This is a genomic window from Limnohabitans sp. Rim8 (assembly GCF_945869175.1).
GTDB lineage: Bacteria > Pseudomonadota > Gammaproteobacteria > Burkholderiales > Burkholderiaceae_C > Limnohabitans_A.
Map to the genome: position 1 here is coordinate 1 of NZ_CAMBNZ010000022.1, position 26,609 is coordinate 26,609.

A 26,609-nucleotide genomic window follows, 5' to 3' on the forward strand; every position below is an offset into this window, starting at 1 on the left:
CCTTCGCCCTGGCGGTGTTCTTTTTGTTCAGCCGTGGCTTGCACCTGTCTGTGGAGTTCACCGGCGGCACTTTGATGGAGGTGAGCTACAGCCAACCCGCTGACCTGCAAAAGGTGCGCGGCACCGTGGCGACGCTTGGGTTCAGCGAAGTGCAGGTGCAAAACTTTGGCTCGGCTCGCGATGTGATGATCCGACTGCCCGCTCAAAAAGGGGTGAGTTCGGCCCAGCAAAGCGAAAAAGTCTTGTCGGCGCTGAAAGCCAACGACCCCGATGTGACCCTGCGCCGCACCGAGTTCGTAGGCCCGCAAGTGGGAGATGAGTTGGCCGAAGACGGCCTCAAAGCCCTGGCCTTTGTGGTGATCGGCATCATGATTTATCTGGCCATTCGCTTTGAGTGGAAGTTCGCCGTCTCGGCCATCATCGCCAACTTGCACGACGTGATCATCATCCTGGGCTTTTTTGCCTTCTTCCAGTGGGAGTTTTCGCTGGCGGTGCTGGCCGCGGTGTTGGCGGTGCTGGGTTACTCGGTGAACGAGTCGGTGGTGATTTTTGACCGGATCCGCGAGAACTTCCGCCGCTACCGCAAGATGAACACCGTGGAAATCATCGACAACGCGATCACCTCCACCATCAGCCGAACCATCATCACCCACGGCTCGACCCAGATCATGGTCTTGTCTATGCTGCTGTTTGGCGGCGAGACCCTGCACTATTTCGCCATGGCGCTGACGATTGGCATTTGCTTTGGCATTTACTCGTCGGTGTTTGTGGCCGCCGCCATCGCCATGTGGTTGGGCTTGCAGCGCGAAGATTTGATCAAGCCGCTCAAAAAAGACAACGACCCGAACGATGAAAATTCGGGCGCGGTCGTCTGACCGTCTGTGACCAGGAAAGGGCCACTTGTGGCCCTTTTTTGTGGCCCTGTTTCTTTCACGCCGAACCCAGTCGCTGAAACAGCCCCCCAGGCAAACGGCCCACTTGCCCGAGCAATTCCAGCTCCAGCAATTGGGCTTGCAGTTGGGCCGTGGGCAGTCCGCAGCGGGCTTGCAGCGCATCCAGGCTCACCGGGTCATGGCCGAGTGCGGTCAGCAGTTCGTCTTCGGGCAGGTCTGATGCAGTGGGCGACAAAGCCCGTGGCACCAGCGCCAAAGGCTCCGGCCATTGCAATTCCTCCAACACGTCTTGTGCAGACTCGACCAGTTTGGCACCTTGCTTGATGAGCAGGTGACAACCCTTGGACTGGGTGGCGTGGATCGAGCCCGGGATGGCCATCACGTCGCGGCCTTGCTCCAGCGCTTGTTTGGCGGTGATGAGGGAGCCCGACAGCAAGGCGGCTTCGACCACCAGCGTGGCTTGCGACAGGCCCGAGATCAGGCGGTTGCGGCGCGGGAAATTGGGGGCCAGGGGCGGCGTGCCCAAGGGGTACTCGCTGAGGATCACACCCCGCTGGGCAATCTGGTGGGCCAGATCGCGGTGCTGGCGCGGATAGACCCGATCGAGGCCTGTGCCCACCACGGCGATGGTGGGCAGCGTCGTGCCCGCTGCGCCGACAGCTGCCCCCAGCAAAGCCCCTTCATGGGCTGCACCATCGATCCCCAGGGCCAAACCCGAGGTGATGGTCAAACCGCTTGCGGCCAAGCTGCGAGCGAATTCGCGGGCATTGATGAGGCCTTGCGGGGTGGGGTTGCGGCTGCCCACCATGGCCACGCAGCGCCCCATGTCCAGCTGACGCAGCGCCGCAATCTGCCCCAAGGCGTAAAGCATCAGGGGTGGGTCGGGAATTTCGAGCAAGGCGGCAGGGTAGTCGGGGTCCCCTAAGGTGACCAGTGCGCGAGCAATCGCCGGTTCGGGTGAGGCTTGCAACCAAAGCCAGGTCTCATCGCTCAAGGCCTGCCAGCCCTGAGGTGCTTCCAGCAGGGCTTGGGCTTGCGGGGCCGAAACCATGTGGCGCAAGGCGGCTTCGGTTTGTTCAAAAATGGCTTCGGGCTTGCCAAATGCGGCCAGCAAACGCCTGGCCGCATCAGGCCCAATGCCAGGCGTGAGCGCAAGGCGCAACCAAGCGCCCAGTTCTTCCGGGGTCTTCACCATCATGTCTCCCTGTGCAGCCTTGTTGGCTGTCTGTGCAGGCAATTGTGGTCCAAAGCCGGGGTGTTGAACAGGGTGGGGTCCCCAGCAGGGTGGTGGTGTTGATGAAGCGCTGGACTTGCCGCACACCCGGTTGCTTGCCCTCCAATGCCTGTGCCGGCAGGTGCATCGGAAATTGGGGACAATAGACGCTTGATTTCTTCATTGTGTTGACGCCATGGCCTTGCTTCCGATCCTTTGCTACCCCGACCCCCGCCTCCACAAGGTGGCCAAACCCGTTCAAACCGTCGATAGCCGTGTGCACGCTTTGATCGACGACATGTTGGAAACCATGTACGAAGCCAGTGGCATTGGCTTGGCGGCCACCCAGATCGACGTGCATGAGCGGCTGGTGGTGATTGACACCTCGGAAGAACGAAACCAGCCCTTGGTGCTGATCAACCCCGAGATCACCTGGATGGGTGAGGAGCGGGTCAAGGGTGAAGAAGGTTGCCTGTCGGTGCCGGGCATTTACGACGGCGTGGAGCGTGCCACCCGTGTGAAGGTCACCGCCCTCGACCGCGATGGCAGCAGCCTCAGCCTGGAGGCCGAAGGCATGTTGGCCATTTGCATTCAGCATGAGCTGGACCATTTGATGGGCAAGGTGTTTGTGGAATACCTCTCCCCCCTCAAGCAAGGCCGCATCAAGACCAAATTGGTCAAAGCCCAAAAAGCCGAGCGCTGAGCACGGCATGCGACTGATTTTTGCGGGCACGCCCGAATTCGCCCGCGAAGCCATGGTGGCCTTGCACGCGGCGGGACACGACATCGTGTTGGTGCTGACCCAGCCCGACCGCCCCGCCGGGCGTGGCATGAAGCTGCAAGCCTCCCCTGTCAAGCAGTGGGCTGCGGACCATGCGGTGCCCGTGGCCCAGCCGCGCAGCTTGCGACTGGACGGCAAGTACCCCGAAGACGCAGCGGCTGCCCGCGAGCTTTTGCGCGCTGCTCAGGCGGACGTCATGATCGTGGCCGCCTATGGCCTGATCTTGCCGCAGTGGACGCTGGACCTTCCGCCTCGTGGGTGCTTGAACATCCACGCTTCTCTTTTGCCGCGTTGGCGCGGTGCGGCGCCCATCCACCGGGCCATCGAGGCGGGGGACACCCAAACCGGCATCACCATCATGCAGATGGACGCGGGCCTTGACACCGGCGACATGCTGCTGCTGCGCCACGAGGCCATAGGACCGACCGACACCACCGCCACGTTGCACGACCGACTGGCGGCGCTGGGGGGCCAAGCCATTGTGCAAGCGCTGGCATCGCTCGATGCTTTGCCGCACGCGCCCCAGCCCAGCGAAGGGGTGAACTACGCCCACAAGATCGACAAGGCCGAAGCTGCACTCGACTGGTCCTTGAGCGCCGAGGCCCTGGCCCGGCGCATCCGTGCCTTTGACCCCTTCCCGGGCATGACCGTGCCTCTCACAACCGATACGTGTACCGAAAGCCTCAAGCTCTGGCATGCCGTGGCCGAGCCTTTGCCAAGCCCCGCCGAACCCGGCACGGTGGTGCACGCGGACGCCACAGGCGTGCGTGTGGCGTGTGGCCAAGGCCAGTTGTGCCTGACGCAATTGCAGCGACCCGGTGGCAAGCGGATGGGCGCTGCCGATTTCCTGCGTGGCTGTCCGCTGCAGGTGGGCCAAAGGCTGGTGGTGGCCTGATGTTTTTCCTCTCACGCCTTCACCGTCATCCCGCCTTCGTGCAAGGCATGCGCGAGGTATCACCCCAGTCGCCGGGCATCGCAGCCTGGGGCCTGATGACCGGTGTGGCCATGGTCAAGTCGGGCATGAGTGCGTTCGAAGCCGGCGCCATGACACTGCTGGTGTTCGCGGGCAGCTCACAGTTGGCGGCGATCCCGCTGATCGTGGCCGGTGCGCCTGCTTGGGTGATTTTGGCCACCGGTTTTTGCGTCAATTTGCGCTTTGTCGTGTTCAGCTTGCACCTGCGCCAGTTTTTGATCCACTTGCCGCGCTGGCAACGCATGTGCCACGGTTACCTGACGACCGACATCAGCTATGTTTTGTTCGTTCGCAAGTACGACCACCCGGCCGAGACCGCCGAGGGGCGTTTGGAGCAGGAAGCCTATTTGGCGGGCAATGACTTTTTGAACTGGTCGTCCTGGATGGTGGCCAGTTTTGTCGGTATCGCGCTGGCCAACCTGATTCCGCCCAGCTGGGGTCTGGGCTTTGCGGGCATTTTGTGCCTGCTGGGCATCCAGTGCTCGCTGGCCAGTTCGCGCATGCGCATTTTGTCGGGGGCGGTGGCTGCGGCGGCGGCGGTGGCCGCCTACAGCCTTCCGCTCAAGCTCAACATCGTGGTGGCGATTGCCGTGGCGGTGATCTTGTGCCTGACGGTAGAAAAATTGCGCCCTGACCCCGGAGTGTCGGCATGACCGCCCATTGGGGAGGCACCGACCTCTGGACCTTGGGCGTCATCGCCGGACTGGCACTGGTCACGGTGATCACCCGCAGTTTCTTTTTCATCTCGAGCCAAAGTTGGCAACTGCCGCACTGGGCGCAGCGCGGCTTGCAGTACGCGCCAATTGCAGCGATGTCGGCGGTGGTGATCCCGGAAATCATCACCGTGCAAGGTGAGCTGGTCAGCACCTGGCAAGACGCACGGCTGTTTTCGGCCGTGGTCGGCGCGGGTGTTTATTTTTGGCGTCGTGATGTGTTTTTAACCATCATCGCCGGCATGGCCGTGTATCTGCCTTTGCACTTGGGCTTGGGCTGGTAGTTCTGGGCCTTTGTGGCCTTGTTTGAGGTTCGTACCGCTGCAGGTGTCAGCCTCTGTCAGAGCAGGCTTTTAAAATCAGAAGCCAATATTTTCCTTAATCGAGTCCCCTTCATGAACGTCATCCGCTTTTCTGACCTGTGCGCCCAAGACCAAGTCCAAAACCAACGCGTGTTCATCCGCGCTGACTTGAACGTGCCACAAGCCGATGACGGCAGCATCACCGAAGACACCCGCATCCGCGCCAGCGTACCCTGCATCCAGATGGCCTTGGCCGCAGGGGCCGCCGTGATGGTGACCAGCCACCTGGGCCGCCCGACCGAGGGCGAGTTCAAACCCGAGGACTCGCTGGCCCCGGTGGCCAAGCGCCTGGGTGAGTTGCTTGGCCACCCTTTTGAAAATGGGGTGCCTTTGGTCGCCAATTGGGTGGACGGCGTGACCGTCGCCCCTCGCCAGGTGGTGTTGCTCGAGAACTGCCGCGTCAACCCCGGCGAGAAGAAAAACAACGAAGTGCTGGCCCGCAAGATGGCCGCGTTGTGCGACATCTACGTGAATGACGCCTTTGGCACCGCCCACCGCGCCGAAGGCACCACCTATGGCATCGCCCAGTTTGCGCCCATCGCTTGCGCGGGCCCCTTGCTGGCCGCCGAGATCGACGCCATCGGCAAGGCCTTGGCCAACCCGAAGCGCCCCTTGGCGGCCATCGTGGCAGGCAGCAAAGTCAGCACCAAGCTGACCATCTTGAAGAGCTTGTCGCAAAACGTGGACCAGCTGATTGTGGGCGGCGGCATTGCCAACACCTTCATGCTGGCGGCGGGATTGAAGATTGGCAAAAGCCTGGCCGAAGCCGACCTGGTGGACGAGGCCAAAGCGGTGATCGAGGCCATGAAGGCGCGTGGCGCTGAGGTGCCCATCCCGACCGATGTGGTGGTGGCCAAGACCTTTGCCGCCGACGCGGTGGCCACGGTGAAGAAAGCCACAGACGTGTCCGATGACGACATGATTTTGGACATTGGCCCCGAGACCGCGGCCAAACTGGCTGCCCAGCTCAAGCAGGCGGGCACGATTGTGTGGAACGGCCCGGTGGGCGTGTTCGAATTCGATCAGTTTGCCCATGGCACCCAAGTGATCGCCCAGGCGATTGCCGAATCCAGCGCCTTCAGCATTGCGGGCGGTGGCGACACGCTGGCGGCGATCGCCAAATACGGCATCGACCAGCAGATCGGCTACATCTCGACCGGTGGCGGCGCGTTTCTCGAAATCCTGGAGGGCAAGACTTTGCCTGCGTTCGAAATTTTGAGCCGACGCGCAGCAGCTTGATTGCGCCTTGGGGGCTTTACCCCAACAGGGCCATTTCCCAACAAAATGCCAACAAAAAACCCCGCAGTGCGGGGTTTTCTTTGAGGCATGAGACCCTGATCAGGCTTGGGCCGCAGCAGGCAAGTTGGCGCGCACCGGGCTGGTCATATTGCCTTTGAAGTCGGTCCAGCATTCGCGTGTGAAGTCGTACATCTTGCAGTTCTTGGCGGTCTCGAAGTACCACTTCCAAGAGAAGGGTTGCACGATGATGCGACCGGGCAGCATCTCTTCGAGTTTGGCTTGGGCTTGTTTCAAGCGGTACAAGGGGATGCTCATGTCCACATGGTGGGCGGTGTGTTCCATGATGTGGTGCATCAGCGCACCGATGTTGAAGGGAAAGGTCAGGTGCACGGTGGTCGACACAAACGGCGCGGCCTTGGTCCAGGCGGCCTTGTTGTCGTGCCAAGAGACCTTGACGTGGGTGTGGTGCACATAGACCACAAAGCCGATCATGCTGTTCCAAAAGAAAAAGGGCACGGCAAAGCCCAGCAGAATTGACAAAACAACCGACTGGCCGGTGTACAGCGCGGCGGCGGCGATCGTGGCGATCCAGAAGGCAGCAAACAAGCTGACCAGCAGGCTGTCCTTGAAGAAGATCGGACGGCGGGTGGGCATGTGGGTCTTGTTGGGGAAGAACTCGCGCTTCCACCAGATCTCCACCATGTAATACAAACCTGGCGCCCAGCCGCTGCGGTAAGCGCGTTCGAGCAGTTTTTGCATGGGGTTCAGGGCGTCAAATTCGGCGGCCGTCAGCGGCGTCCAGACAAAATCCACGCCTTTGAGGTTGGTGTAGCCGTGGTGGACCACGTTGTGGCCAGTGTCCCATAAGCTGTAAGGGGTGAGCGAGGGCAAAAAGGCGATGCGGCCCAAGACTTTGTTGAGTTCGCGGTGCGGCGTGAGGCTTTGGTGGCAGGCGTCGTGGCCAATGATGAACAGGCGGCCGATCACAAAACCTGCAGCCAATGCACACAGCACCTTGGCCCACATCGCATCCAGCGCGAGGGTGCCCGTGATGAGGCTGAAAAACAGAGCGTAGTCGAGGATCAAAAGCACAAAAGCCCTGAGGGTGCTGCGCTCGGACAAGGGGATCAGCCACTCGCGCAAGGTTTTGCGGTGTGGCAGCGGCTGGTCCAGGGCAATGGGCTGGTCTGTGGTCTGTGGAGTCAGTGCGGTCATAACGCTTTTCAATAACTTGTTTGGTGTTGAGTTTAGTCGCCTGCCATCATCCTTGGATGACAAGGATCAATTGAGGGGCCCCCAAGGGGGGGAATCGGTGGACAGCGGGTGTCTGGTTCGCCTCCCATGCTTGGCCGCTGGGGGTTTGTGTTGAGGGAACTGGCTCAAAAGAAACCGTCATGTAACCGATTTCGTGTGAAAATTGAAATCAAATTACATGGAGACCTCCGAATGCCCCGTCGCGCCACCAAGATTGTTGCCACTTTAGGCCCTGCTTCCAGCGATCCAGCCTTGCTGGAGGCCATGATTCGTGCGGGTGTGAACGTGGTGCGGCTGAACTTCAGCCACGGCAAAGCCCAGGACCACGTGGACCGGGCCCGTCTGGTGCGAGAAGCCTCGCAGCGGGCAGGCCGCGAAGTGGCCATCATGGCCGACTTGCAGGGCCCCAAAATCCGGGTGGGCAAGTTTGTTGACGGCAAAGTGATGCTCGAGCCCGGCATGCCGTTTGTGCTGGACGCCTCTCGCACCGAGTTGGGTGACTTGCAAGGCGTGGGCCTGGACTACAAAGAATTGCCACGCGACGTGAAGGCCGGCGATGTGCTCTTGCTCAACGATGGTCTGATCGTGCTCACGGTGAACGCTGTCAAGGGTGAGCAGGTGCACACCACCGTCAAGCTCGGCGGTGAGTTGTCCAACAACAAAGGCATCAACAAGCAAGGCGGTGGCTTGACGGCTCCCGCACTGACCGCCAAGGACATGGACGACATCAAGACCGCCATGAGCCTGTTGGCCGACTATGTGGCCGTGAGCTTCCCCAAAAACGCCACCGACATGGAAATGGCCCGCCAGCTGTGCAATGTGGCGGGTGCCGAATACGGCCACAAGCCGGGGCTGATCGCCAAGATCGAGCGCGCAGAAGCCATCCCGCACCTCGAAGCCATCCTCAAGGCCAGCGACGGCATCATGGTCGCCCGGGGTGATTTGGCTGTCGAAGTGGGCAATGCCGCAGTGCCTGCCCTGCAAAAACGCATGATCAAGTTGGCCAAGGTGCACGACAAGGTCGTCATCACCGCCACCCAGATGATGGAAAGCATGATCACCAACCCGGTGCCCACCCGTGCCGAGGTGTCTGACGTGGCCAACGCGGTGCTCGACGGCACCGATGCGGTGATGCTGAGCGCCGAAACCGCTGCGGGCAAATACCCGCTCGAAACCGTCGAAGAGATGGCCAAGATCTGCGAGGCGGCCGAAAGCGCCGAAGACGTGCAGCTCGACGCCGATTTCCGTGGCCAGTCGTTCAGCCGCATCGATCAGTCGATTGCCATGGGTGCTTTGTTCACCGCGCACCACCTGGGTGCCAAAGCCATTGTGGCCATGACCGAATCGGGCTCCACCGCCTTGTGGATGAGCCGCCACCGCGTGCACATTCCCATTTATGCGCTGACCACCAAGCTGACGTCCCAGCGCAAGATGGCGTTGTACCGCAACGTGCGTCCGTTGCTCATGGACACCAGCGCCGACCGCGACACCGCTTTGGCCGAGGCCGAAACCCACCTGAAAAACCGTGGCATCGTCGGCACGGGCGATGTCTACGCCATCACCTGCGGCGAGCCCATGGGTTCACCCGGGGGCACCAACATGCTGAAGATTTGCCAGGTCGCTTGAACCTGTGCAGCCCTGCGGGTCGGGGGCTTTCAGAGTTGCGTCAGGCCGAAACCTATAAAATCTAGGCCAGTGACAGACCGGGTACATCCCGGCACATCTGAATTTTCAACATCCCGGGAAATCACCACCATGGCACTCGTTTCAATGCGCGAGCTGCTGGACCATGCGGCCGTCAACGGTTATGGCATTCCAGCGTTCAACGTCAACAACCTCGAGCAAGTCCAGGCCGTCATGACCGCGGCCGATGAGGTCGGTGCGCCGGTCATCTTGCAGGCCAGCGCGGGTGCACGCAAATACGCGGGCGAACCCTTCATCAAGCATTTGATCCAAGCGGCCACCGAGCAGTGGCCCCATATTCCTCTGGTCATGCACCAAGACCATGGCCAAAGCCCGGCGGTGTGCCAAGGGGCGATCGATCTGGGCTTTTCGTCGGTGATGATGGATGGCTCTTTGCTGGAAGACGGCAAAACACCGGCTGACTTCGCTTACAACGTGGACGTGACCCGCCGCGTCGTCGAGATGGCGCACCTGCAAGGGGTGTCGGTCGAGGGCGAGTTGGGCTGTTTGGGCAATCTGGAAACGGGCGAAGCCGGTGAAGAAGATGGGATCGGTGCGGTGGGCAAGTTGGACCACAGCCAGATGCTGACCGACCCCGAAGAAGCTGCTCAGTTCGTCAAGGCGACAGGTCTGGACGCTTTGGCCATCGCCATTGGCACCAGCCACGGTGCTTACAAATTCAGCCGCAAGCCCACGGGCGATATCTTGGCCATCTCGCGTGTGAAAGAAATCCACACCCGCATCCCCAACACCCATTTGGTGATGCATGGCTCGTCCAGCGTGCCTCAAGAGCTGCTGGCCATGATCAACCAGTACGGTGGCCAAATGAAGCAAACCTTCGGCGTGCCTGTCGAAGAAATCCAGGAAGCCATCAAGCACGGTGTGCGCAAGATCAACATCGACACCGACATCCGCTTGGCCATGACGGCGGCGGTGCGCAAATTCCTGTTTGAAAACCCCGACAAGTTCGACGCCCGCGAATGGCTCAAGCCAGCCCGTGAAGCGGCCAAGCAAATTTGCAAACAACGCTACCTGGAGTTCGGTTGCGAAGGCCAAGCCCCCAAGATCAAGGGTGACAACCTGCAGGTCGTGGCCGCACGCTATGCAAGGGGCGAATTGGCGCAAGTGGTGAACTGAGCCTGCGATGATTGAGCCGAAAGGCCCGTTGCCTGTTCAACGGGCCTTTTTCTTTTTCCTGATGCTTGATTGTTTGCCATGACCTCTGCCCTTCACACCTCTGCCCTGACTTCTTTGCCCCTGCTGGCCCGCGGCAAGGTGCGCGACAACTACGCGGTGGGCGAAGACCGCATCCTGATGGTGGCGTCCGACCGCATCAGCGCGTTTGACGTCATCATGGGCGAGCCCATTCCTGGCAAAGGCGTGTTGCTCACGCAAATGGCCTTGTTCTGGTTTGACCAACTCGGACCCCAAGGCCTCAACATTTGCCCGATCCACCTCACGGGCGATGCCCCTGAAAGCGTGGTGAGCGCCGAAGAAGTGCCTCAGGTCACGGGCCGCTCCATGCTGGTCAAGCGTTTGAAGCCCATTCCGGTTGAGGCGGTGGTGCGGGGTTATTTGGCCGGCAGTGGTTGGAAGGAATACCAGGACCACCAGGCCGTGTGCGGTGTGCAATTGCCTGTAGGTCTGAAAAACGCCAGCCGCTTGCCTGAGCCCATTTACACACCAGCGGCCAAGGCCGCAGTGGGTGAGCATGACGAAAACATCACGTTTGAGCAAACGGTGGAGATGATCGGTGCCGATCTGGCCAGCCGCATTCGTGACATCAGCATCCAGTTGTACAAGGCCGCACGGGACATCGCGGCCTCCAAAGGCATCATCATCGCCGACACCAAGTTCGAGTTTGGTTTGGACACCGACGGCACACTGGTGTTGATGGACGAGGTGTTGACGCCCGATTCTTCCCGTTACTGGCCTGCCGCCAGTTATGTGGAGGGGGCCAATCCGCCCAGCTACGACAAACAGTTTTTGCGCGACTGGCTCGAAACCGCTCAGGTCAAAGGCAAGCCTTGGGACAAAACGCCGCCTGCGCCCCGCTTGCCGCGCGAGGTGATCGAGAACACCTCAGCCAAGTACGAAGAAGCCATGAAAAAGCTGATGGCCTGAGTTGGGGCCTGAGCCCATCCGGCGTTCAGACGACAAAAAGGCGCTGCATGGCAGCGCCTTGGGCATTGGGGATGGGGTGAATCAGCCAGCGAAGGCCAGCAGGGTCATCGCGTCCATGAGCCAGGTGGTGCTGGCGACCAGCATGCTGGCGCTGGCCATTTTTCGGCCCCTTGGGTGAATTGCAGCCCCCCAGAAGGCGAACAGGCACGTCAATTCCAAGCTGCCCCTGAGCCAGAAGTAACGGCTGCTGCCCACCAAGCTGGCGGCTTCGGGGCTGATGAGCACCATATAGAGAAAAACGCCTTTGACCAGCCAGAGGGCAGCCCCGATATGCACAAGGTGTTGCCAGAGGCTGGCACCTGAAAGCGCAGCTCGCACTGGCGTGTTGCCGAGCAAGCATTGCAGCTCTTCAGGGGTGATCAGGGGTTCGGTGCGGGCCATGTTTAAAATGAATCACAAAGTGGTGCTTAAATTTTAGACTTGCTCACCCCTGAGGTGCAATTGAAATCTGCCCAAATGACGGTAAATCCGTAAGTGTCTGTAACGACAAGTATTACAAAAACAAAGAAATTATCGTTTTTGATGATTCAAAATAGAGAATGAATCCTTCAGACTGTCCCCGGCCCATGAAAAAGGCCCGCCGATCTTGCGGCTCTGTGCAAGATCGGCGGGCCCAAGAGGTCCTTTCAGGATCTCAGTTGAGCATCATGCTCAGCTTGCGCCGGTAGCTGGAAATCATGGCCATGTGCGGGTCTTCTTGCATGGCGGCTTTGCCCATCAGCTCTATGCCGCCCGCAGATTTGCCGCTGGCGTCTGGCGTTTTGGGCTTGGGCGGTGTCATCAACTCCAGCAGGGCCACAAAGGTTTTGCGCGGGGCTTCCTCGTCCCACTTCTTGTCACGCATGATGATCTCCAGCAACTCATCCATCGCCGCTTCCCAATGGCCCATGGCGATCAACAGGCGGCTTTTGGCAAAACGGGCGTCAAAGTCTCGTTTGTTCTGGTCGATCAAGGCGTCAAACTGGGCCAAGTCCCATTGGCCGCGGGGGTCGGTGCTTACAAATTCCAGGGCCTTGAGCCACTGGGTTTGGGCTTCAAACCGCAAGGGCACGGGGATGCGGGCCATGGCCGGTGCCAGCAAGGCGGTGGCTTCTGCCAATTCGCCCAGGCCGATCAGCAGTTTGACCAGGTCGAATCGGGCGTCGTCGTTGCCGGGGTCGGTGGCCAGGGCTTGTTCCAAGGCGGCACGGGCGCTGTTTTCGTCTCCGGCTTGCAAGTGCTCTTGTGCCTCCAGCGCCGCAGCTTGTGCCTGCAAGGTTTCAACCGCTGGCAGGTGCTTGTCCAGAAATTGCTTGACCTGACCTTCGGGCAAAGCCCCCATGAAACCGTCGACGGGCTGGCCATTTTGGAGCAAAACGCAGGTGGGAAGACTTTTGATGCCAAAGGCTTGGGCCAGCTGTTGCTCTTCATCGGCGTTGATTTTGACCAGCTTGAAACGGCCTTCGTAAGCGACCTCCACCTTTTCGAGGACAGGGCCCAGCGATTTGCAGGGACCGCACCAAGCGGCCCAAAAGTCCACCAAGACGGGCGTGGTCATGGAGGCTTGGATGACCTCGGCTTCAAAGTTTTGTATCGTGACGTCCATCATGTTGGGCAGGGTTCCGGGTTGTGTTTCAGTTCCGTGCGGACCGAAACCTTAAAATTCGACATTGATCACGAAAAGCACCCAATGACTCATGCGCTCATCGGCGTCGTCATGGGTTCCAGCTCCGACTGGGACACCATGCAGCACGCAGTCCAGATTCTCCAACAGTTTGGTGTTGCTCACGACGCCCGCGTGGTTTCGGCCCACAGAATGCCGGACGATATGTTCACTTACGCAGAGACCGCCGCTGCGAGAGGCTTGCGGGCCATCATTGCGGGGGCGGGCGGCGCAGCCCACCTGCCGGGCATGCTTGCGGCCAAAACCGTGGTGCCGGTGCTGGGCGTGCCCGTGCAGACCAAGGCCTTGTCGGGGATGGATTCCCTGCACAGCATCGTTCAAATGCCCAAGGGCGTGCCGGTGGCGACTTTTGCCATTGGTGCTGCGGGCGCGGCCAATGCGGCCCTGTTTGCGGTGGCCATGCTGGCCAACCACGACGCTGCGTTGCGTCAAAAACTCGAAGCGTTTCGCGCCGAACAAACCGCTGCGGCACGCGCCATGACTTTGCCACCCGTGGGCGGCGCATGAGCCGCGCCATTTTGCCGGGGTCCAATGTCCATGGTCAGATGGCCACCTTGGGCGTGATGGGCGGTGGCCAGCTGGGGCGCATGTTCGTGCACGCGGCGCAAACCATGGGTTACTTCACGGTGGTGCTTGACCCTGATGCTGCCAGCCCCGCCGGTCTGGTGAGCCACCACCACATCCAGACGGACTACCTCGACGAGCAAGGGCTGGCCCAGCTGGTGCAACGCTGCGCGGCCATCACCACCGAATTTGAAAACGTGCCCGCACCGGCCTTGCTGAGGCTGGGTGCCCACCGCCCGGTGGCCCCAGCTTCGCAAGCCGTGGCCATCGCGCAAGACCGCGCCGCCGAGAAAGCCCACTTTGTGCGCTGTGGTGTGCCGGTTGCGCCGCATGCCGTCATCGAAACCGCTGAGCAGTTGAACGGCGTCACGGCGGATTTGCTGCCCGGCATCCTGAAAACGTCCCGCATGGGTTACGACGGCAAGGGCCAGATCCGCGTCAACACCCGCGAAGCGCTGGGGGCCGCATGGGCTGAGTTGAAGGGCGTGCCCTGCGTGCTCGAAAAAATGCTGTCCTTGCAGGCCGAGTGTTCGGTCATTGTGGCGCGAGGGGCCGACGGGCAGATGGTGAATTTTCCGGTGCAGCTGAACCTGCACCGCGAAGGTATTTTGGCCGTGACCAGCGTGTACGAAGGCGCAGTGCCTGCCGAGGTGGCCGCCCAAGCTGTCGCTGCGACACGCGCGATTGCCGAAGGCCTTCACTATGTGGGCGTGCTCTGCGTGGAGTTTTTCATGCTCGAAGGCGGTCAGCTGGTGGTCAACGAAATGGCCCCCCGCCCGCACAACAGCGGCCACTACACCCTGAACGCTTGCGACCAGTCGCAGTTCGAACTGCAGGTGCGCACCTTGGCGGGTTTGCCACTGACGCAACCGCGCCAACACTCGCCGTCGATCATGCTCAATTTGCTGGGCGATTTGTGGACCGCAGACGCCAGCCCCGCGTGGGACAAGGTGCTGGCGCTGCCTGGCACCCATTTGCACCTGTATGGCAAGTTGTCGGCCCGCCCCGGCCGCAAGATGGGCCACCTGAACATCACCGGTGACACGCCAGAGGCTGTGCGGGCCACCGCCTTGCTGGCGGCCGCGCTGCTGGGCATGGCCGCTTTTTAAAGACCCCTCATGATCCTGAACGCTTCGGAAGCCGCCATCGTGCAGGCGGCGCAAGCTTTGCGAGACGGCCTGTTGGTCGGACTGCCCACCGAGACCGTTTATGGCTTGGCGGCCAACGCCACCGACGACGCGGCCGTGGCGCAAATTTTTGTGGCCAAAGGTCGCCCCGCCGAGCATCCACTGATCGTGCATGTGGCCAGCGAGGAACAAGTGCCCTTGTTTGCAGCGCAGGTGCCTGAGTTTGCGCAAGCGTTGATGGCCGCTTTTTGGCCCGGCCCACTCACCTTGATCTTGCCGCGCCTACCCGGTGTGGCCACCGCTTCGGCCGGAGGGCAAGGCTCCATCGGTTTGCGCTGCCCTTCTCACCCCGTGGCGCAAGCATTGCTTCAGACTTGCCTGGCGCTGGGCGTGCTGGGCGTTTCGGCCCCCAGTGCCAACCGCTTTGGTCGCGTCAGCCCGACCACGGCGGCGCATGTGCAGTCTGAGTTGGGCGCCGATTTGTTGATTCTGGACGGCGGTGACTGCGCTGTGGGCATCGAGTCCACCATCATCGACTGCACACGCGGCGAGCCGGTGCTGCTGCGCCCGGGGCACATCACGCGGGCACAAATTGAAACCGCTTGTGGACGAACGGTGTGGGGCAAAGATGCCCCACACGATGTGCTGGGTCAAGCCGCGCCACGCGCCTCGGGCACGCTCGAATCGCACTATGCGCCCCGCGCCAAAGTGCGCCTGATGACGGCATCTGACATCGTCCACAAATTGCAAGCACTGGGGCCACACGCCAACAACCTGGGGTTGTGGTCGGCCGAGCGTCCGACGGCTGATGAAGGCCTGGGCTCTGGTGTGCTGTGGCGTCAGCAAGCGGCCACAGCCGAGGAAGCTGCGCACGATGTGTTCAGTGTGCTGCGCGACCTGGATGCCCGTGGCGTGACGCAGATTTGGGTGCAACTGCCGCCCGACACGCCCGAGTGGGAGGGCGTGCGGGACAGGTTGCAGCGGGCCGCGGCTTGAGTCGACTTACTTCACCAAGTCGAACAGGCCTTTGGCTTGTGCGTGGCAGAACGGTGGCTCATAACTGCCATGGTAATTGCTGTAGTAGGTGACGGCATTGGCTGGGGTCACTGGGCCATGAGTGGCCGCAATGTAAGGATCCACATCCACAGAGCTCACGTTTTTCAGACCTTTGTCGTCAAATGCTTTTTTCATGACGGCTTGGTGTACAGCCGGTGGGACGGTAGGATCGCCACTGCCGCCACACAGCATGAGTTGGGACTTGGGGGTCCAGTCCAACAAGTCGTTCTTTTTTGCGGCCAGGAAAGTGGCGTTGTTGGGGTTGGTCAGAATATCGCTGCTGAACGCTGGCTGGAACAAGGCATCGCGGGCTTCGTTGGGTGTTTCGCCTTTCATGCCCGGCAACTTGCCACTGGTGACCAGTGTGGTGTAGTTCAACGTGGGGCTGGGCAAAAGCGACTCGATGTAATCCGAGTAGGGGGCTTTGAAGGCGGTTTTGACGTCGCTGTATAAGTTGCCATAAATTTTCTGCCAAGCGGTGACCAGGTAAGGCACAAAGAACTGATAACCCGCAATCGCATCGGGCAGTTTCATCGAACCCGACAGGTTGTAAGGTCCTGCCAAGTGTGCGCCCGCCACCACGTTGATCTCGGAGGACAAGCTCTTTTCAATCGCACGGTGCGCGGCCATGGAAGCGTGCCCCCCTTGCGAGTAGCCGGTCAGCATGACCTTGCCATTCAGGCTGGCCCCTTGCAAAGCCACGGCGTTGCGTGCGGCGCGAATCGAGTCAATCACCGAGGTGGCCTCGGAGTCTGCGTGCAGATAGGGGTGGAAGCTGTAGTTGGACTTGGCAAATCCCAAATAGTCGGTGGCCACCACGGCATAGCCTTGGCTGGCGTACATGGCTGCCAGCAGGAAAGTTTCGCTGTCAGCAGGGTTGGCCAGTGTGCGGGGTTTTTGGACATCGGTGCCTTTGGCATAAGCCACCAAAGGTGCAGCGGCCGTGCAGTCGGCGCCCGAAGGTAGCAACAAAACCCCTGAGGCATTGGAGCTCTCACCCTTGACCCCGGGGGTCACGTAATTGAGAGAAACGACCTTGACGTCACATTTGGCTTTGCCACTCAAACCCACCAGTGGCCCACCGTCGAACTGGGCTTTGGTCAGGGTGCCCAGCAAGACGGGCGTATCGATCAATGCGCCGTGCGGAGCCTCACTCCCACCGCAAGCGGCGAGGAGGGCTGCGCCCAGAATCGAGATGCCATATTTCATGGTTTTCATAGTTTTCATGGTTTGTCTCCATTGGAATTAAAAAAAGAACAAGCGTTCTTTTTTTACTTTAGTCCAGTGAACCGATTCAAACCATGGGGTATTCACCGATTTGTCATCGATATCAATTGAGCAATTACTCAGCGATAGCGCAGCTTCATCACCAAAATCATCAGTGCCAAGCTGGTGGTGATGGTGTTGGCGATGATGATGGGCCAAGCGGTCAGCAAAATGCCATAGACGAGCCAAAGTGCCACGCCCACTGTGAACAGGCTGTACATGCTCAAAGAAATACCGCTCACGTCGCGGGTGCGGAAGGTGTGCCAGGCTTGGGGCACAAAGCTGGCGGTGGTCAGGATGGCGGCCAAAGAGCCGACCCAGTCGATCAAGTTCATGGTGTGAGGGTGTGGGGAATGCGGGTGTCGCGCACGGTCCATTCCAGGAGTTGGTCAAGAGCCCCTCTGGCTTGATGGGCATTGGGGTGGTTCAAGACCGCCACCAGCGTGTAGCGTTGTCCGCTTTGTCCTTGCACATAGCCCGCGACCGAGACCACGTCGCGCAGCGAGCCGGTTTTGAGCCAGGCGTTCCCGATGACCGGAGACTGTGGGTGGCGGTCTTTGAGCCGGGCGGTGGTGCCATCCAAGCCGGCCAGCGACAAGGAGTTGACAAAGTGCTTGGCGTGCGGGCCTGCGTGGGCGGCTTGCAGCAGGGCCGTCAATGCGCGGGCTGTGCTGCGCTCTTGACGCGACAGGCCCGAGCCGTTCTCCATCACCGGCTCATCTGACCCGGTAAATCCGCTGCGCCACCATTGCGACAAGCGCAGTCGGGAGGCTTCAAAGCGGCCGGGGGCGCCCAGTTCACTGGACAGCGTCAGGTACAGCTGCTGGGCCATCACGTTGTTGGAGAACTTGTTGATGTCCTGGATGATATCGGACAGCGGCAAAGAAGGTGCTTCCACCAGCAACCGCGCTGATGGTGCAAGCGTGCCATAACGGACTTGCCCGGTGAGTTGTCCTCCAGCAGACAGCCACATCGCACGCATGACACGCGGCGCATAGTTGTCCGGATCGGGATAAGCCACGGGCCATGCCCGTTCCCCGCAGCGCAAGGGGTAGCTGCCTGCAAACTTCACTTGCAAGGGTTGGCTGAAGTCGGCTTGCAGTTGGCGTCGCCAGTCGTTGCAAGGAGCTTGCGTGGCGGGCAGTTGAGCCGTCACAGTCAAGCCTGCCAGTGGCGGCTCAAAGCGCACTTGGGCTTGTCCACTCGCGGCATCGGGTGTGAATGTGTAGACCACGGCCTTGAAGTTCAGCAGCAGGCCGTCTGGCGTCACGTTGTAGGGCCGCAGGGGCTCGTCGTCAAAGGGTTCGCTGCGCTCACGCACATCGAACACGCTGCGGTCGAGCACGATGTCGCCGCGCACCTCGCGCACACCTGCGGCTTGCACTTGGGCCAGCAGGTCTTGCAGGCGCTCCACGACCAGTTTGGGGTCACCGCTGCCGCGCACGATCAGGTGGCCCTGCAGCACGCCATCGCGCAGCGTGCCCTCGGTGTAGATGCGGTTGCGCCAGACATGGTCAGGCCCCAAGAGGCTGAGCCCGGCATAGGTGGTGAACAATTTGATGACCGAAGCCGGGTTCACGCTGGCATTCGCTTGGTGTGACAACTGGCGAGGTACGGTCGAGGCCGTGCTGTGGGGCAAGGGTGTGATGAGGACACTCAGGGCCGAAGGCGGCACTTGTGCTTGCTGAAGGGTTTGCAGCACTTGGCGCGGCAGTTTGCCGGATGTCAGGGTGTTGGTGGGTCTTGTGCCCTGGGTGTCTTGGGCTTTGGCAGGCCCAGCCAGCGCCATGCCTACTGTCAGAGCCAACCCCAGCCCCAGCAAGCCGCACAGCATAAAACTGGGCGGGGTGCGATCCTCCCAAAGCAACCGCCTAAGCGTTTGGGCAAGGGCGCAGGCGCCTGGGTGCGAAATGCAAGAGAACAACATCGTTGAAGTCTAACGGGGCGGATGGCGGTTGTGACTTACCGCTCGAAAGCGGGCAGCGGCCCCGTATGATTGAACCCATGCGATTTTCTTCAAAAACCGTGGGCCTGGCTTCTGCGGTCATCACGGTGCTCATCTGGACCGGTTTCATTGTCATTGCACGCGCTTCGGCCTCTCGGGGTTTGCTGCCTTTGGACATCGTTCTGGCCCGCATTTTGGGAGCCAGTGCTGTTTTGTTGCCTTGGGCTTGGTGGTGGATGCGCCCGGCGCGTCTTGCAGGCCAAGCCACCGGTTCCTTGGGCGGCCTGTCGCCCTTGCCCTTGGGCCCCACTTTGCAAGCGGGCTTTTTGGGCGGCTTGCTTTATGCGGTCTTGGCTTACAACGGCTTCTTTTTTGCCCCTGCCTCACATGCTTCGGTGTTGTTGCCCGGCAGTTTGCCCCTGTGGACCACGCTGCTGGCCTGGTTGGTGTTGCGCGAAAAAGTCTCTTCGGCGCGTGCGCTGGGCCTGAGTTGCATTGTGTTGGGCGATGTGTTAGTGGGCGGTGCGAGCTTGCTCATGGCCTTTGAAGGGGGCGAGGTTTGGAAAGGTGATTTGCTGTTCATGATCGCCGCCTGCTGTTGGGCGGGTTACAGCGTCACCGTGCGCCGCCATGGCTTGGACGCTGTGCGCGCCACCATGGCCATCACGGCGTTTGCATTTGTCACTTTTGTGCCGCTTTATCTGGGCTTGATCGGCTTGGGCGTGTTGCCCACCCACTTGACGCAAGTGCCTTGGACCGAAATCCTGTTCCAAGTGGTTTTTCAGGGCGTGGGCTCGGTGGTCATCTCGGGCATCACCTTCACGCAAATGGTGCGCCACTACGGCCCGGTGCGTTCGACCATGATCACGGCTTTGGTGCCCGGTTTGTCCGCATTGGGCGCGGTGTGGTTTTTGGGCGAACCCCTGCACTGGAATTTGTTGGCGGGGCTGGCTTTGGTGACCGGTGGCATTTTGTTTGGCGTCCGGCAGATGCCAAAGCCTGAACCCAAAACCGGGGCCCCAGCATGAGCGCCGATTCAAAACCGCGTTGGCTGGCCTTTGACACCAGCACCGATGCGATGTCCTTGGCCGTGGCGTGTGGTGAGCAAGTTTGGACCCAAACTTTGCCTGGTGGTGCACGAGCCTCCAGCGGTTTGATTCCGGCGGTGCTGGCCATGCTGGCCGAGGCCGACATGCCTTTGACCTCGCTCGACGCCATCGTTTTCGGGCGTGGGCCGGGCTCGTTCACGGGCTTGCGCACGGCCTGTGCCGTGGCGCAGGGCTTGGCTTTTGGCGCCAATTTGCCGGTCTTGCCCATCGACACCTTGCTGGCCGTGGCGGAAGAAGCCCGTTGGGTTCAGGTGCAAGCGGGCGTTCTGGCCCCCGATGCCGAATTGACCGTGCTGGCGCTGTTGGATGCCCGCATGGACGAGGTGTACAGCGCGGCTTACCACTGGCAGCCAGCGCAGGGCGAGGGTCACTGGCAAGTGGCAGCGCCCTTGCAGGTCACTGCCCCCGAAAATATCCCAAGCCCAGAATCGTTGCTCTTGGCACAGGGCCAAGCCGTGTTGCTGGCAGGCAATGCATTGGCGGCCTATGGTGAGCGTTTGTTGCCGACCAATCGGGCTGTGCCCTGGTGCGAGGCCTTGCCGACCGCCGCTGCACTTTTGCGCTTGGCGCCTGCCCTGTGGGCTCAGGGTTTGGCCGTGCCGGCCGATCAGGCCATGCCCCTGTACATCCGAGACAAGGTGGCCCACACCACCGCCGAGCGTGAGGTGATGAAGGCCCAGGCTTTGCATGACAAATCGCTGTTGGCGGGGACCGCCTTGTCCCCAGCCGCCAAACCGGCGTGATGTTGACCATGATGTCTGCCCAGCCCGCCGCCCGCATACCGCCTTCAGAGCCAGAGCGCAACCGCGTCAACTTGGCGGCCATGACGCACGAGGACCTGGATGCGGTGCTCGCCATTGAGCAGAGCGCTTACAGCCACCCCTGGACGCGGGGCAACTTCAGCGATTCGCTCAACCCCCTCTTTGATGCCCAATGCCTCTGGCTGGATGGCGAGTTGTTGGGCTACTTTCTGGCCATGCGTGGGTTTGAAGAAATGCATTTGCTCAACATCACCGTGGCGCCTGCCCGCCAAGGGCAAGGTTGGGGCCGCATGATGCTGGACGCCTTGTCCTTGTGGTCACGCCATGAAGGCGCGCAATGGCTGTGGCTGGAGGTGCGCCAAAGCAATCTGCGGGCACTGAAGGTCTACGAGCGCTACGGCTTCAAGCAGATCAGTATCCGCAAGGATTACTATCCTGCAGGCCGCCAGCAGCGTGAGCACGCGGTGGTGATGAGTTTGAAACTGTGAGCCTGAACATGAGCGACCCTACCCGATTTGACTTGGACGACCGCCAACGCGCCATGCTGGCCGAGATGGGTGTGCGCGTGTGGTGGCCCAAGCGGACGGCCAACGGCGCGACCGACGAACAAACCCAAGTCCAGGCACTTGTCGAGGCAGCCACCGTGACGGCCATGGCAACGCCAGCACTGCCACCAGCCGCTCCAGCGCCCAAGCCAGCATTTGTGCCCTTGCCTGCGGCTGAGGTGTTGGCAGCAAAGCCTTTGACCCAGGGCGTGGAGCAAATGGATTGGGCCACACTCCAAGACACCGTGGCCACTTGCCAAGCGTGTGATTTGTGCGCGCACCGCCAGCAAGCGGTGTTCGGTGTGGGGGATGTGCACGCCGATTGGATGGTCATTGGCGACCCGCAAGTTGAAGCCGATGGCCAACACGGCGAGCCTTTTGTCGGCCAAGCCAAGCCCTTGCTCGACAACATGCTCAAGGCGGTCGGTTTAAGTCGCGACACGAACGGCGAAGGGGGTGTTTACATCACCAGCAGCCTCAAATGCCGCCTGCCCGGCAGCCGCAACCCCAGCCCGCAAGAGCTGGCGACTTGCACACCCTACTTGGCACGTCAAGTGGCTCTGGTCAAGCCCAAAGTGATGGTGGTGATGGGGCGGTTTTCGATCCAAGCCGTGCTGCAATCGAGCGAGCCGCTGGGCAAGCTGCGCGGCCAAGTGCACACTTTTCAAGGCGTGCCCGTGGTGGTGACTTACCACCCGGATGCGCTGCTGCGCAACCTGCCCGACAAAGCCAAGGCTTGGGCTGACTTGGTGTTGGCGCTGAAAGTGGTGCGGGGGCAGTAAACCACGCTTGACCGGGTGTGTCGGGCCAGTCGCCGCCAAGTCAGCGATTGTTGTGGGGCTGCGCTACCATGCAACTCATGACCTTGAGCCGACAACAAATCACGCTGCTGATCACGCTGACTTTGGTCTGGGGCTTTAACTGGCCCATGCTCAAGTTGGGCGTGAACCACTACCCGCCTTTGTCCTTTCGCAGTTTGAGCATGTGGATGGGGTTGCCCTTTCTGGCCTTGCTGCTGTACGTCAAAAAGGTCCCCTTCAAGATTCCGAAGGCCGATTGGAAAGAGCTCTTCATTTTGACCGTCACCAACATGCTGGTCTGGCACGTTCTGATCATGCTGGCGGTGCAAAGCCTCTCCAGTGGCCGATCGGCCATCTTGGGCTACACCATGCCGATTTTTTCCGCCATGATCGGTGTCTTGGGGTTCGGGGCCGTTCTGCGCTGGCGGGGCTGGTTGGGCGTGGGGTGCGCGGCTTTTGGGGTGGTGCTGTTGCTTTGGCATGAATTGAGTGCCATCACTGGCAAACCACTGGGCGTGGTGCTGGGGCTGGTGGCTGCAGCGTTTTGGGGTTTGGGCACGCAGCAAATTCGCCACACCCGCATCCAGGCACCGACTTTGGCTCTGGTGTTCTGGATGACCTGCATGAGCAGCGTGCTCATGAGTGTTCTGGCTTTTGTTTTTGAGCGCGACATTTGGGGACCGCCGCCCGACATGGCCTGGGTTGCCATCGTGTACAACGCCTTTGGCGTGTTTGTGTTTGCTCAAGCTGCCTGGCTTTCGCTGGCGCGCAACTTGCCGCCGCTGGCCTCCACACTGAGTGTGATGTTCATTCCGGTGTTGGGCGTTTTCAGCGGGGCCTACTTCCTCAACGAAGACTTGCATTGGCAAGACTGGGCCGCCATCGTGCTGATCGTGCTGGCCATTGCTTCGGTGTTGTGGCCCGAGAGCAGACCCCCTGCACCGGCCCGTCAAGCGGCGGCCGATGCCTGATTGAGCATGAACCAAGACCTGACCCTGTTGAATGCCGCCGCCTTGCAGCAGGTTTATGCGCAAGGCCTCACCGACCCTGTGGCCGTCACCCATGCGCACCTGGTGCGCATCGCACAGCGCAACCCCGCACTTCAGGCCTTTGTGCATGTGTGTGAAGACTTGGCCTTGCAACAAGCCCAGGCCAGTGCGCAGCGCTGGGCCCATGGGCAGCCGCTGGGGCCGTTGGATGGTGTGACGATGGCCCTGAAGGACAACGTGGATGTGGTCGGCATGCCATGCACGGCGGGCACGGCTGCCTATGCACAGCGCATGCCAACGCAGGATGCACCGATCTACCAACGCCTGCGCGATGCCGGCATGGTCTTGCTGGGTAAGCTCAACATGCACGAAGCCGCCTTGGGGGCCACCACCGACAACCCCGTCTATGGCCGTTGCATGAACCCCTTGCGCGAGGGGTTCACGCCGGGCGGTTCGAGCGGTGGCTCTGCCGCTGCCCTGGCTGACCACCTGTGCACCATCGCTGTGGGCACCGACACCATGGGCTCGGTCCGTATACCGGCCGCTTATTGCGGCGTCATGGGCATGATCCCTACGCGCACGCGCATGGCCATGGACGGCATCGTGCCCCTGAGTCCCACCCTGGATGTGGCGGGTCCATTGGCCCGCAGCGGTCATGACCTCGCGCAAGCCATGGCTTGCTTATTGGGCATCAGCCGACCACCCGCTGCGCAAGGCGGCGCGTGGCGCGGTTTGCGCGTGGGTATCCTGCCGCAGACGAGTGAGGTGGAAATGGCGCCGGCTGTGCAGCAAGCCTGGCAGGCCACACAGCAGCGCCTGCAGTCGCAAGGTGCGCAGGTGCAAACCGTGCGCTGGCCCGACTGGTCCCCAAGCCGTCACCGTTTGCATGCCTTGCTCATGAGCGAGTGGGAGGGTGCGCAATATTGGCTCAATGCCTTGGGCCCCGAGTTGCCGGGCTTGAGTGCTGGCTTGCAGAAAATGCTGCGCTACGGTGCCCGGCTTGGCCCTGAAAAGCGGCAAGCCAGCCAGGCGGCGATCGACGGCTTGCGCGCGCAGGCTGGGGCGTTGTTGATGGGTATCGACGCCCTGCTCTTGCCCACCACGCCGCACACCAGTTTTGCCCACACGGAAGCTGCACCCGCCAGCCAGGCCGATTGGGCGTGCTTGGCCAATATGCTGGGAGCTCCCGCTTTGTCCTTTCCTTGCCCCACCGATGGTTTGCCGGTGTCGTGCCAGTTGCTGGCCGCACCCGGTCAGGACGAGCGCTTGCTCGCGCTGGCCTGTGCGCTCGACACGTTCTGGGATTGACGCCAGGTTTGCAAGCTGTCCCACAAAGGCCCCAAGGCCTGGGCCCTTGGCAGTGCCTGAACCAGACCGATGAGCTGCTCGGCCCGCGCCACACTCCAGCCACTGGCGTGCAGCAATTGCGCCGCTTTGGCCTGCACTTGGTCAGGACTTAAGGGGTTTTCCGGGTCGCCTAAAACGTTGACCACTTCACTGTTGTGGTGATGACCGTTGGCCATTTGCAGGTGCAACCGTGCACCAAAGCTTTGCGGGTAAGCTTGGTCCTGAGCAGGCCCGCACACCAGCGTGACCCTGCCGCGCAACGCGGCGCATAAAGGGTCTGCCAGGGCCGCTGGCGCGGTGGCCTCCAGCCCAAACCCGCCATGGCCCAAGGTCCAGGCCACACCATGCTGCAAACTGAACTTGCCTTGCAGGGCCGTTTGGGGATGGGGCTGGTCTGCAAATGACAGCGCCACGCCATAGGTCTCTAGGCGGATCTGGGCAATCTGATCGGGATCGATCCCTTGGTTGTGCAACTGCAGCGCACACTCGATGGCGGGGTGGACATGCCTGCAAGCGGGCCAAGGCTTGAAGCTGACCTCGTGCACACGCCAGGCGCGCTCGGCAGAGGTTTGCAGCATTGCTTGCGCCCGGAGCGCGTCAAGATTGCCTGCAGTGGCCTTCAACCAACCCAGAGGGCCTTCCAAGATGGACAAGGGGCCAGTCATGCCCGCCGCCGCCATGTCGGCCGCCACCAGGCCCGCTTGGGCGCTGTGGCCTGCGGCCATCTGCTTGGCCCAGCCCGGCTCGAGTCGGCATTGCCAGACGCCTGCAGACTGCATGCCGGCCAAGGCCAGGGCATGTTGCGTCTTTTGGGTGTCGAGCTTGAGCAAACGGGCGCAGGCCATGGCGCTGGCAAAGACACCCGTGGTGGCGGTGCTGTACCAGTGGGCGTAATGTGAGGGCCCACTGAGCAGTCCGAGCACGATCGCGGTTTCGTAGCCCACCACCAACGCATCGAGCAAAGCTTCTGCGCTGGCGTTTTCACGCTGGGCCATGGCCATCGCCGCTGGCACGACGGTGTCGCCCGGGTGCACCACGGCTTCGCGGTGCACATCGTCCAATTCGTTGCAACTGCCCAAGGCGCCATGCCAGCGGGCCGCTTCTGTGGCCTGCAAGCCAGGGTGACCACACACCCAAACGGGGCCGGGCGCTTGTGCTTTCGCCCATTGCCTCAACACCGCACCCAGTTCGGTCGTTTGCCCCAAGTGCGCGCAGCCCAGCCAGTCGATCAGGTGCAAGGCTGCGCGTTCACGGTCGGGCCCATGCACCGGTCTGCGCAAAGCCGCCACCAGCCATTCGCTCCACGGCGTTGGGGTGGTATCGCTCATCACCGGCCCTTGAAGCGGGGCGGCCTTTTTTCATTGAAGGCCAACACGCCTTCGCGCCGATCTTCACTGTCCACCAGCTGGTTGTAGGCCTCGATTTCAAACCGGAAAGCGGTGCGCAATTCCATTTGGCCACCGTAGCGGATGGACTTTTTGACCTGCCGTACCGACAGCGGGGCGTTGCGTGCCAGGGTTTGCGCTGTGCGCAGGGCCAAGCCCAAGAGCTGCTCGGGTTCGATGACCTGGTTGACCATGCCCCAATCCAGCGCCTGCTGGGCGGTGAAGGCTTGGCCCGTCATGATGAGTTCTTTGGCCCTGCGGTCACCGATGGCCCGAGGCAGGTTTTGCGTGCCGCCCATGCCGGGCATGATGCCCAGCGTGACCTCGGGCAAAGCAAAACGTGCGCTGCTGCTGGCGTAAATGAAATCGCAGCACAGGGCCAACTCCAGACCGCCGCCATAGGCGTGGCCATTGACGGCTGCGATCACGGGCAACGGTAAATCCACCAAGGCCCAGGACACACGCTCAAAAATTTCATGCTGGTGGGTCCATTGCGCACGCGTCATGCCATTGCGCTCTTTGAGGTCGCCCCCTGCACAGAAAATTTTCGGACCTGCGCCAGTCAACACCACACAGCGGACGCCGTGTGGATCGTCTGTCAGGCGCTGCCACAGGTCCAGCAGTTCCTGGCCCATGCGCGTGTTGATGGCGTTGCCCACATCGGGGCGGTTCAGGGTGACTTGCAGAACACCATCGGCGTGGTGTTCCAGCAGCAGTGTCTCTGGGGCTTGCAGCAGGTCCATGGACATCGAGGCCT

The 26,609-nt window shown here is 61.3% G+C and carries 27 protein-coding genes; 18 read left to right on the plus strand and 9 right to left on the minus strand.

Going from position 1 to position 26,609, the window contains the following annotated elements:
- Positions 1–875: protein translocase subunit SecF (secF, locus tag Q0O19_RS05285; RefSeq protein ID WP_295520704.1), on the plus strand; the 875-nt coding region annotated here is incomplete at its 5' end.
- Positions 876–930: 55 nt separating this feature from the next.
- Here the strand turns inward: secF and dprA are convergent.
- Complete coding sequence (gene dprA, locus Q0O19_RS05290; RefSeq protein ID WP_295520706.1) at positions 931–2,088, minus strand: DNA-processing protein DprA; 1,158 nt, start codon at positions 2,086–2,088, stop codon at positions 931–933.
- 214 nt (positions 2,089–2,302) lie between these two features.
- Between dprA and def the strand changes: the two genes are divergently transcribed.
- The 5 genes from def (at position 2,303) to Q0O19_RS05315 (ending at position 6,174) form a co-directional block, all read left to right on the plus strand.
- A complete protein-coding gene (def, locus tag Q0O19_RS05295) occupies positions 2,303–2,809 on the plus strand; it encodes a peptide deformylase (RefSeq protein WP_295520708.1) in 507 nt (168 codons plus the stop codon).
- 7 nt (positions 2,810–2,816) lie between these two features.
- On the plus strand, positions 2,817–3,782 hold the full coding sequence (fmt, locus tag Q0O19_RS05300; RefSeq protein ID WP_295520710.1) for a methionyl-tRNA formyltransferase: 966 nt from the start codon (positions 2,817–2,819) through the stop codon (positions 3,780–3,782).
- Positions 3,782–4,513: an AzlC family ABC transporter permease gene (locus Q0O19_RS05305; RefSeq protein ID WP_295520712.1), complete on the plus strand. Its 732-nt coding sequence runs from the start codon at positions 3,782–3,784 to the stop codon at positions 4,511–4,513. Before fmt ends, Q0O19_RS05305 begins: the two co-directional genes overlap by 1 nt.
- Positions 4,510–4,857 carry an AzlD domain-containing protein gene (locus Q0O19_RS05310; protein ID WP_295520714.1) on the plus strand — a complete coding sequence of 116 codons (348 nt, stop codon included), beginning with the start codon at positions 4,510–4,512 and terminating at the stop codon, positions 4,855–4,857. Before Q0O19_RS05305 ends, Q0O19_RS05310 begins: the two co-directional genes overlap by 4 nt.
- 111 nt (positions 4,858–4,968) lie before the next feature.
- A complete protein-coding gene (locus Q0O19_RS05315) occupies positions 4,969–6,174 on the plus strand; it encodes a phosphoglycerate kinase (RefSeq protein WP_295520716.1) in 1,206 nt (401 codons plus the stop codon).
- Positions 6,175–6,273: 99 nt separating this feature from the next.
- Here the strand turns inward: Q0O19_RS05315 and Q0O19_RS05320 are convergent, their stop codons facing one another.
- Positions 6,274–7,389 (minus strand): fatty acid desaturase, encoded by a 1,116-nt coding sequence (locus Q0O19_RS05320; protein ID WP_295520717.1) that lies wholly within the window; start codon positions 7,387–7,389, stop codon positions 6,274–6,276.
- A 231-nt stretch (positions 7,390–7,620) separates the two neighbouring features.
- Here Q0O19_RS05320 and pyk point away from each other — a divergent pair, with 231 nt between their 5' ends.
- The 3 genes from pyk (at position 7,621) to Q0O19_RS05335 (ending at position 11,235) form a co-directional block, all read left to right on the plus strand.
- On the plus strand, positions 7,621–9,054 hold the full coding sequence (gene pyk / locus Q0O19_RS05325) for a pyruvate kinase (protein ID WP_295520719.1): 1,434 nt from the start codon (positions 7,621–7,623) through the stop codon (positions 9,052–9,054).
- A gap of 129 nt (positions 9,055–9,183) precedes the next feature.
- Complete coding sequence (fba, locus tag Q0O19_RS05330) at positions 9,184–10,248, plus strand: class II fructose-bisphosphate aldolase (protein WP_295520721.1); 1,065 nt, start codon at positions 9,184–9,186, stop codon at positions 10,246–10,248.
- Positions 10,249–10,326: 78 nt separating this feature from the next.
- Entirely contained in the window at positions 10,327–11,235 is a 909-nt protein-coding gene (locus tag Q0O19_RS05335) for a phosphoribosylaminoimidazolesuccinocarboxamide synthase (protein ID WP_295520723.1), read from the plus strand.
- An 81-nt stretch (positions 11,236–11,316) separates the two neighbouring features.
- On the opposite strand, the gene Q0O19_RS05340 is transcribed toward Q0O19_RS05335, so the two are convergent.
- Together Q0O19_RS05340 and trxA are read right to left on the minus strand one after the other, a co-directional pair.
- Positions 11,317–11,676, minus strand: coding sequence for a hypothetical protein (locus Q0O19_RS05340; protein ID WP_295520726.1), 360 nt, complete (start codon positions 11,674–11,676; stop codon positions 11,317–11,319).
- Between the two features lie 253 nt (positions 11,677–11,929).
- Positions 11,930–12,883, minus strand: a complete 954-nt coding sequence (gene trxA / locus Q0O19_RS05345; RefSeq protein WP_295520728.1) for a thioredoxin — start codon at positions 12,881–12,883, stop codon at positions 11,930–11,932.
- A gap of 81 nt (positions 12,884–12,964) precedes the next feature.
- Between trxA and purE the strand changes: the two genes are divergently transcribed.
- From purE to Q0O19_RS05360, 3 genes are read left to right on the plus strand one after another with little or no spacing between them, the layout of a single operon-like run.
- The gene (gene purE / locus Q0O19_RS05350; protein ID WP_295520730.1) at positions 12,965–13,465 is read left to right on the plus strand and encodes a 5-(carboxyamino)imidazole ribonucleotide mutase; all 501 of its coding nucleotides are present in this window, start codon (positions 12,965–12,967) and stop codon (positions 13,463–13,465) included.
- Positions 13,462–14,631, plus strand: coding sequence for a 5-(carboxyamino)imidazole ribonucleotide synthase (locus tag Q0O19_RS05355; RefSeq protein WP_295520732.1), 1,170 nt, complete (start codon positions 13,462–13,464; stop codon positions 14,629–14,631). The genes purE and Q0O19_RS05355 overlap by 4 nt, the downstream gene beginning before the upstream one ends.
- 9 nt (positions 14,632–14,640) lie before the next feature.
- Positions 14,641–15,645 carry an L-threonylcarbamoyladenylate synthase gene (locus tag Q0O19_RS05360; protein ID WP_295520734.1) on the plus strand — a complete coding sequence of 335 codons (1,005 nt, stop codon included), beginning with the start codon at positions 14,641–14,643 and terminating at the stop codon, positions 15,643–15,645.
- Positions 15,646–15,651: 6 nt separating this feature from the next.
- Here the strand turns inward: Q0O19_RS05360 and Q0O19_RS05365 are convergent, their stop codons facing one another.
- The 3 genes from Q0O19_RS05365 to dacB all read right to left on the minus strand — a co-directional run bounded on the left by Q0O19_RS05365 (position 15,652) and on the right by dacB (position 18,778).
- Positions 15,652–16,932, minus strand: a complete 1,281-nt coding sequence (locus Q0O19_RS05365; RefSeq protein WP_295520735.1) for an alpha/beta fold hydrolase — start codon at positions 16,930–16,932, stop codon at positions 15,652–15,654.
- Positions 16,933–17,051: 119 nt separating this feature from the next.
- On the minus strand, positions 17,052–17,306 hold the full coding sequence (locus Q0O19_RS05370) for a SemiSWEET transporter (RefSeq protein WP_295520736.1): 255 nt from the start codon (positions 17,304–17,306) through the stop codon (positions 17,052–17,054).
- Positions 17,303–18,778, minus strand: a complete 1,476-nt coding sequence (dacB, locus tag Q0O19_RS05375) for a D-alanyl-D-alanine carboxypeptidase/D-alanyl-D-alanine-endopeptidase (protein WP_295520738.1) — start codon at positions 18,776–18,778, stop codon at positions 17,303–17,305. The genes Q0O19_RS05370 and dacB overlap by 4 nt, the downstream gene beginning before the upstream one ends.
- Before the next feature lie 197 nt (positions 18,779–18,975).
- Here dacB and Q0O19_RS05380 point away from each other — a divergent pair, with 197 nt between their 5' ends.
- From Q0O19_RS05380 to Q0O19_RS05405, 6 genes are all read left to right on the plus strand, one after another.
- Complete coding sequence (locus Q0O19_RS05380) at positions 18,976–19,944, plus strand: DMT family transporter (RefSeq protein WP_295520740.1); 969 nt, start codon at positions 18,976–18,978, stop codon at positions 19,942–19,944.
- Positions 19,941–20,768 (plus strand): tRNA (adenosine(37)-N6)-threonylcarbamoyltransferase complex dimerization subunit type 1 TsaB, encoded by an 828-nt coding sequence (tsaB, locus tag Q0O19_RS05385; protein ID WP_295520742.1) that lies wholly within the window; start codon positions 19,941–19,943, stop codon positions 20,766–20,768. Before Q0O19_RS05380 ends, tsaB begins: the two co-directional genes overlap by 4 nt.
- A complete protein-coding gene (gene rimI / locus Q0O19_RS05390; protein ID WP_295520744.1) occupies positions 20,768–21,274 on the plus strand; it encodes a ribosomal protein S18-alanine N-acetyltransferase in 507 nt (168 codons plus the stop codon). Before tsaB ends, rimI begins: the two co-directional genes overlap by 1 nt.
- An 8-nt stretch (positions 21,275–21,282) precedes the next feature.
- Complete coding sequence (locus Q0O19_RS05395; RefSeq protein ID WP_295520746.1) at positions 21,283–22,113, plus strand: uracil-DNA glycosylase; 831 nt, start codon at positions 21,283–21,285, stop codon at positions 22,111–22,113.
- Positions 22,114–22,181: 68 nt separating this feature from the next.
- Positions 22,182–23,102, plus strand: a complete 921-nt coding sequence (locus Q0O19_RS05400; protein WP_295520748.1) for an EamA family transporter — start codon at positions 22,182–22,184, stop codon at positions 23,100–23,102.
- Between the two features lie 6 nt (positions 23,103–23,108).
- A complete protein-coding gene (locus tag Q0O19_RS05405) occupies positions 23,109–24,428 on the plus strand; it encodes an amidase (protein ID WP_295520750.1) in 1,320 nt (439 codons plus the stop codon).
- Here Q0O19_RS05405 and Q0O19_RS05410 read toward each other — a convergent pair.
- Together Q0O19_RS05410 and Q0O19_RS05415 are read right to left on the minus strand one after the other, a co-directional pair.
- A complete protein-coding gene (locus Q0O19_RS05410; RefSeq protein ID WP_295520752.1) occupies positions 24,374–25,795 on the minus strand; it encodes an MmgE/PrpD family protein in 1,422 nt (473 codons plus the stop codon). The two genes, Q0O19_RS05405 and Q0O19_RS05410, sit on opposite strands and share 55 nt — an antisense overlap.
- Complete coding sequence (locus Q0O19_RS05415; RefSeq protein WP_295520753.1) at positions 25,795–26,601, minus strand: enoyl-CoA hydratase-related protein; 807 nt, start codon at positions 26,599–26,601, stop codon at positions 25,795–25,797. Before Q0O19_RS05415 ends, Q0O19_RS05410 begins: the two co-directional genes overlap by 1 nt.
- Positions 26,602–26,609: the final 8 nt, after the last annotated feature.

What these genes read in the sequence shown, in the direction of transcription:
- dprA (WP_295520706.1), bottom strand. Translation starts at nt 2,088, where the DNA reads ATGGTGAAGACCCCGGAAGAACTGGGCGCTTGGTTGCGCCTTGCGCTC.
- def (WP_295520708.1), top strand. Translation starts at nt 2,303, where the DNA reads ATGGCCTTGCTTCCGATCCTTTGCTACCCCGACCCCCGCCTCCACAAG.
- fmt (WP_295520710.1), top strand. Translation starts at nt 2,817, where the DNA reads ATGCGACTGATTTTTGCGGGCACGCCCGAATTCGCCCGCGAAGCCATG.
- Q0O19_RS05305 (WP_295520712.1), top strand. Translation starts at nt 3,782, where the DNA reads ATGTTTTTCCTCTCACGCCTTCACCGTCATCCCGCCTTCGTGCAAGGC.
- Q0O19_RS05310 (WP_295520714.1), top strand. Translation starts at nt 4,510, where the DNA reads ATGACCGCCCATTGGGGAGGCACCGACCTCTGGACCTTGGGCGTCATC.
- Q0O19_RS05315 (WP_295520716.1), top strand. Translation starts at nt 4,969, where the DNA reads ATGAACGTCATCCGCTTTTCTGACCTGTGCGCCCAAGACCAAGTCCAA.
- Q0O19_RS05320 (WP_295520717.1), bottom strand. Translation starts at nt 7,389, where the DNA reads ATGACCGCACTGACTCCACAGACCACAGACCAGCCCATTGCCCTGGAC.
- pyk (WP_295520719.1), top strand. Translation starts at nt 7,621, where the DNA reads ATGCCCCGTCGCGCCACCAAGATTGTTGCCACTTTAGGCCCTGCTTCC.
- fba (WP_295520721.1), top strand. Translation starts at nt 9,184, where the DNA reads ATGGCACTCGTTTCAATGCGCGAGCTGCTGGACCATGCGGCCGTCAAC.
- Q0O19_RS05335 (WP_295520723.1), top strand. Translation starts at nt 10,327, where the DNA reads ATGACCTCTGCCCTTCACACCTCTGCCCTGACTTCTTTGCCCCTGCTG.
- Q0O19_RS05340 (WP_295520726.1), bottom strand. Translation starts at nt 11,676, where the DNA reads ATGGCCCGCACCGAACCCCTGATCACCCCTGAAGAGCTGCAATGCTTG.
- trxA (WP_295520728.1), bottom strand. Translation starts at nt 12,883, where the DNA reads ATGATGGACGTCACGATACAAAACTTTGAAGCCGAGGTCATCCAAGCC.
- purE (WP_295520730.1), top strand. Translation starts at nt 12,965, where the DNA reads ATGACTCATGCGCTCATCGGCGTCGTCATGGGTTCCAGCTCCGACTGG.
- Q0O19_RS05355 (WP_295520732.1), top strand. Translation starts at nt 13,462, where the DNA reads ATGAGCCGCGCCATTTTGCCGGGGTCCAATGTCCATGGTCAGATGGCC.
- Q0O19_RS05360 (WP_295520734.1), top strand. Translation starts at nt 14,641, where the DNA reads ATGATCCTGAACGCTTCGGAAGCCGCCATCGTGCAGGCGGCGCAAGCT.
- Q0O19_RS05365 (WP_295520735.1), bottom strand. Translation starts at nt 16,932, where the DNA reads ATGAAAACTATGAAAACCATGAAATATGGCATCTCGATTCTGGGCGCA.
- Q0O19_RS05370 (WP_295520736.1), bottom strand. Translation starts at nt 17,306, where the DNA reads ATGAACTTGATCGACTGGGTCGGCTCTTTGGCCGCCATCCTGACCACC.
- Q0O19_RS05380 (WP_295520740.1), top strand. Translation starts at nt 18,976, where the DNA reads ATGCGATTTTCTTCAAAAACCGTGGGCCTGGCTTCTGCGGTCATCACG.
- tsaB (WP_295520742.1), top strand. Translation starts at nt 19,941, where the DNA reads ATGAGCGCCGATTCAAAACCGCGTTGGCTGGCCTTTGACACCAGCACC.
- rimI (WP_295520744.1), top strand. Translation starts at nt 20,768, where the DNA reads ATGTTGACCATGATGTCTGCCCAGCCCGCCGCCCGCATACCGCCTTCA.
- Q0O19_RS05395 (WP_295520746.1), top strand. Translation starts at nt 21,283, where the DNA reads ATGAGCGACCCTACCCGATTTGACTTGGACGACCGCCAACGCGCCATG.
- Q0O19_RS05400 (WP_295520748.1), top strand. Translation starts at nt 22,182, where the DNA reads ATGCAACTCATGACCTTGAGCCGACAACAAATCACGCTGCTGATCACG.
- Q0O19_RS05405 (WP_295520750.1), top strand. Translation starts at nt 23,109, where the DNA reads ATGAACCAAGACCTGACCCTGTTGAATGCCGCCGCCTTGCAGCAGGTT.
- Q0O19_RS05410 (WP_295520752.1), bottom strand. Translation starts at nt 25,795, where the DNA reads ATGAGCGATACCACCCCAACGCCGTGGAGCGAATGGCTGGTGGCGGCT.
- Q0O19_RS05415 (WP_295520753.1), bottom strand. Translation starts at nt 26,601, where the DNA reads ATGTCCATGGACCTGCTGCAAGCCCCAGAGACACTGCTGCTGGAACAC.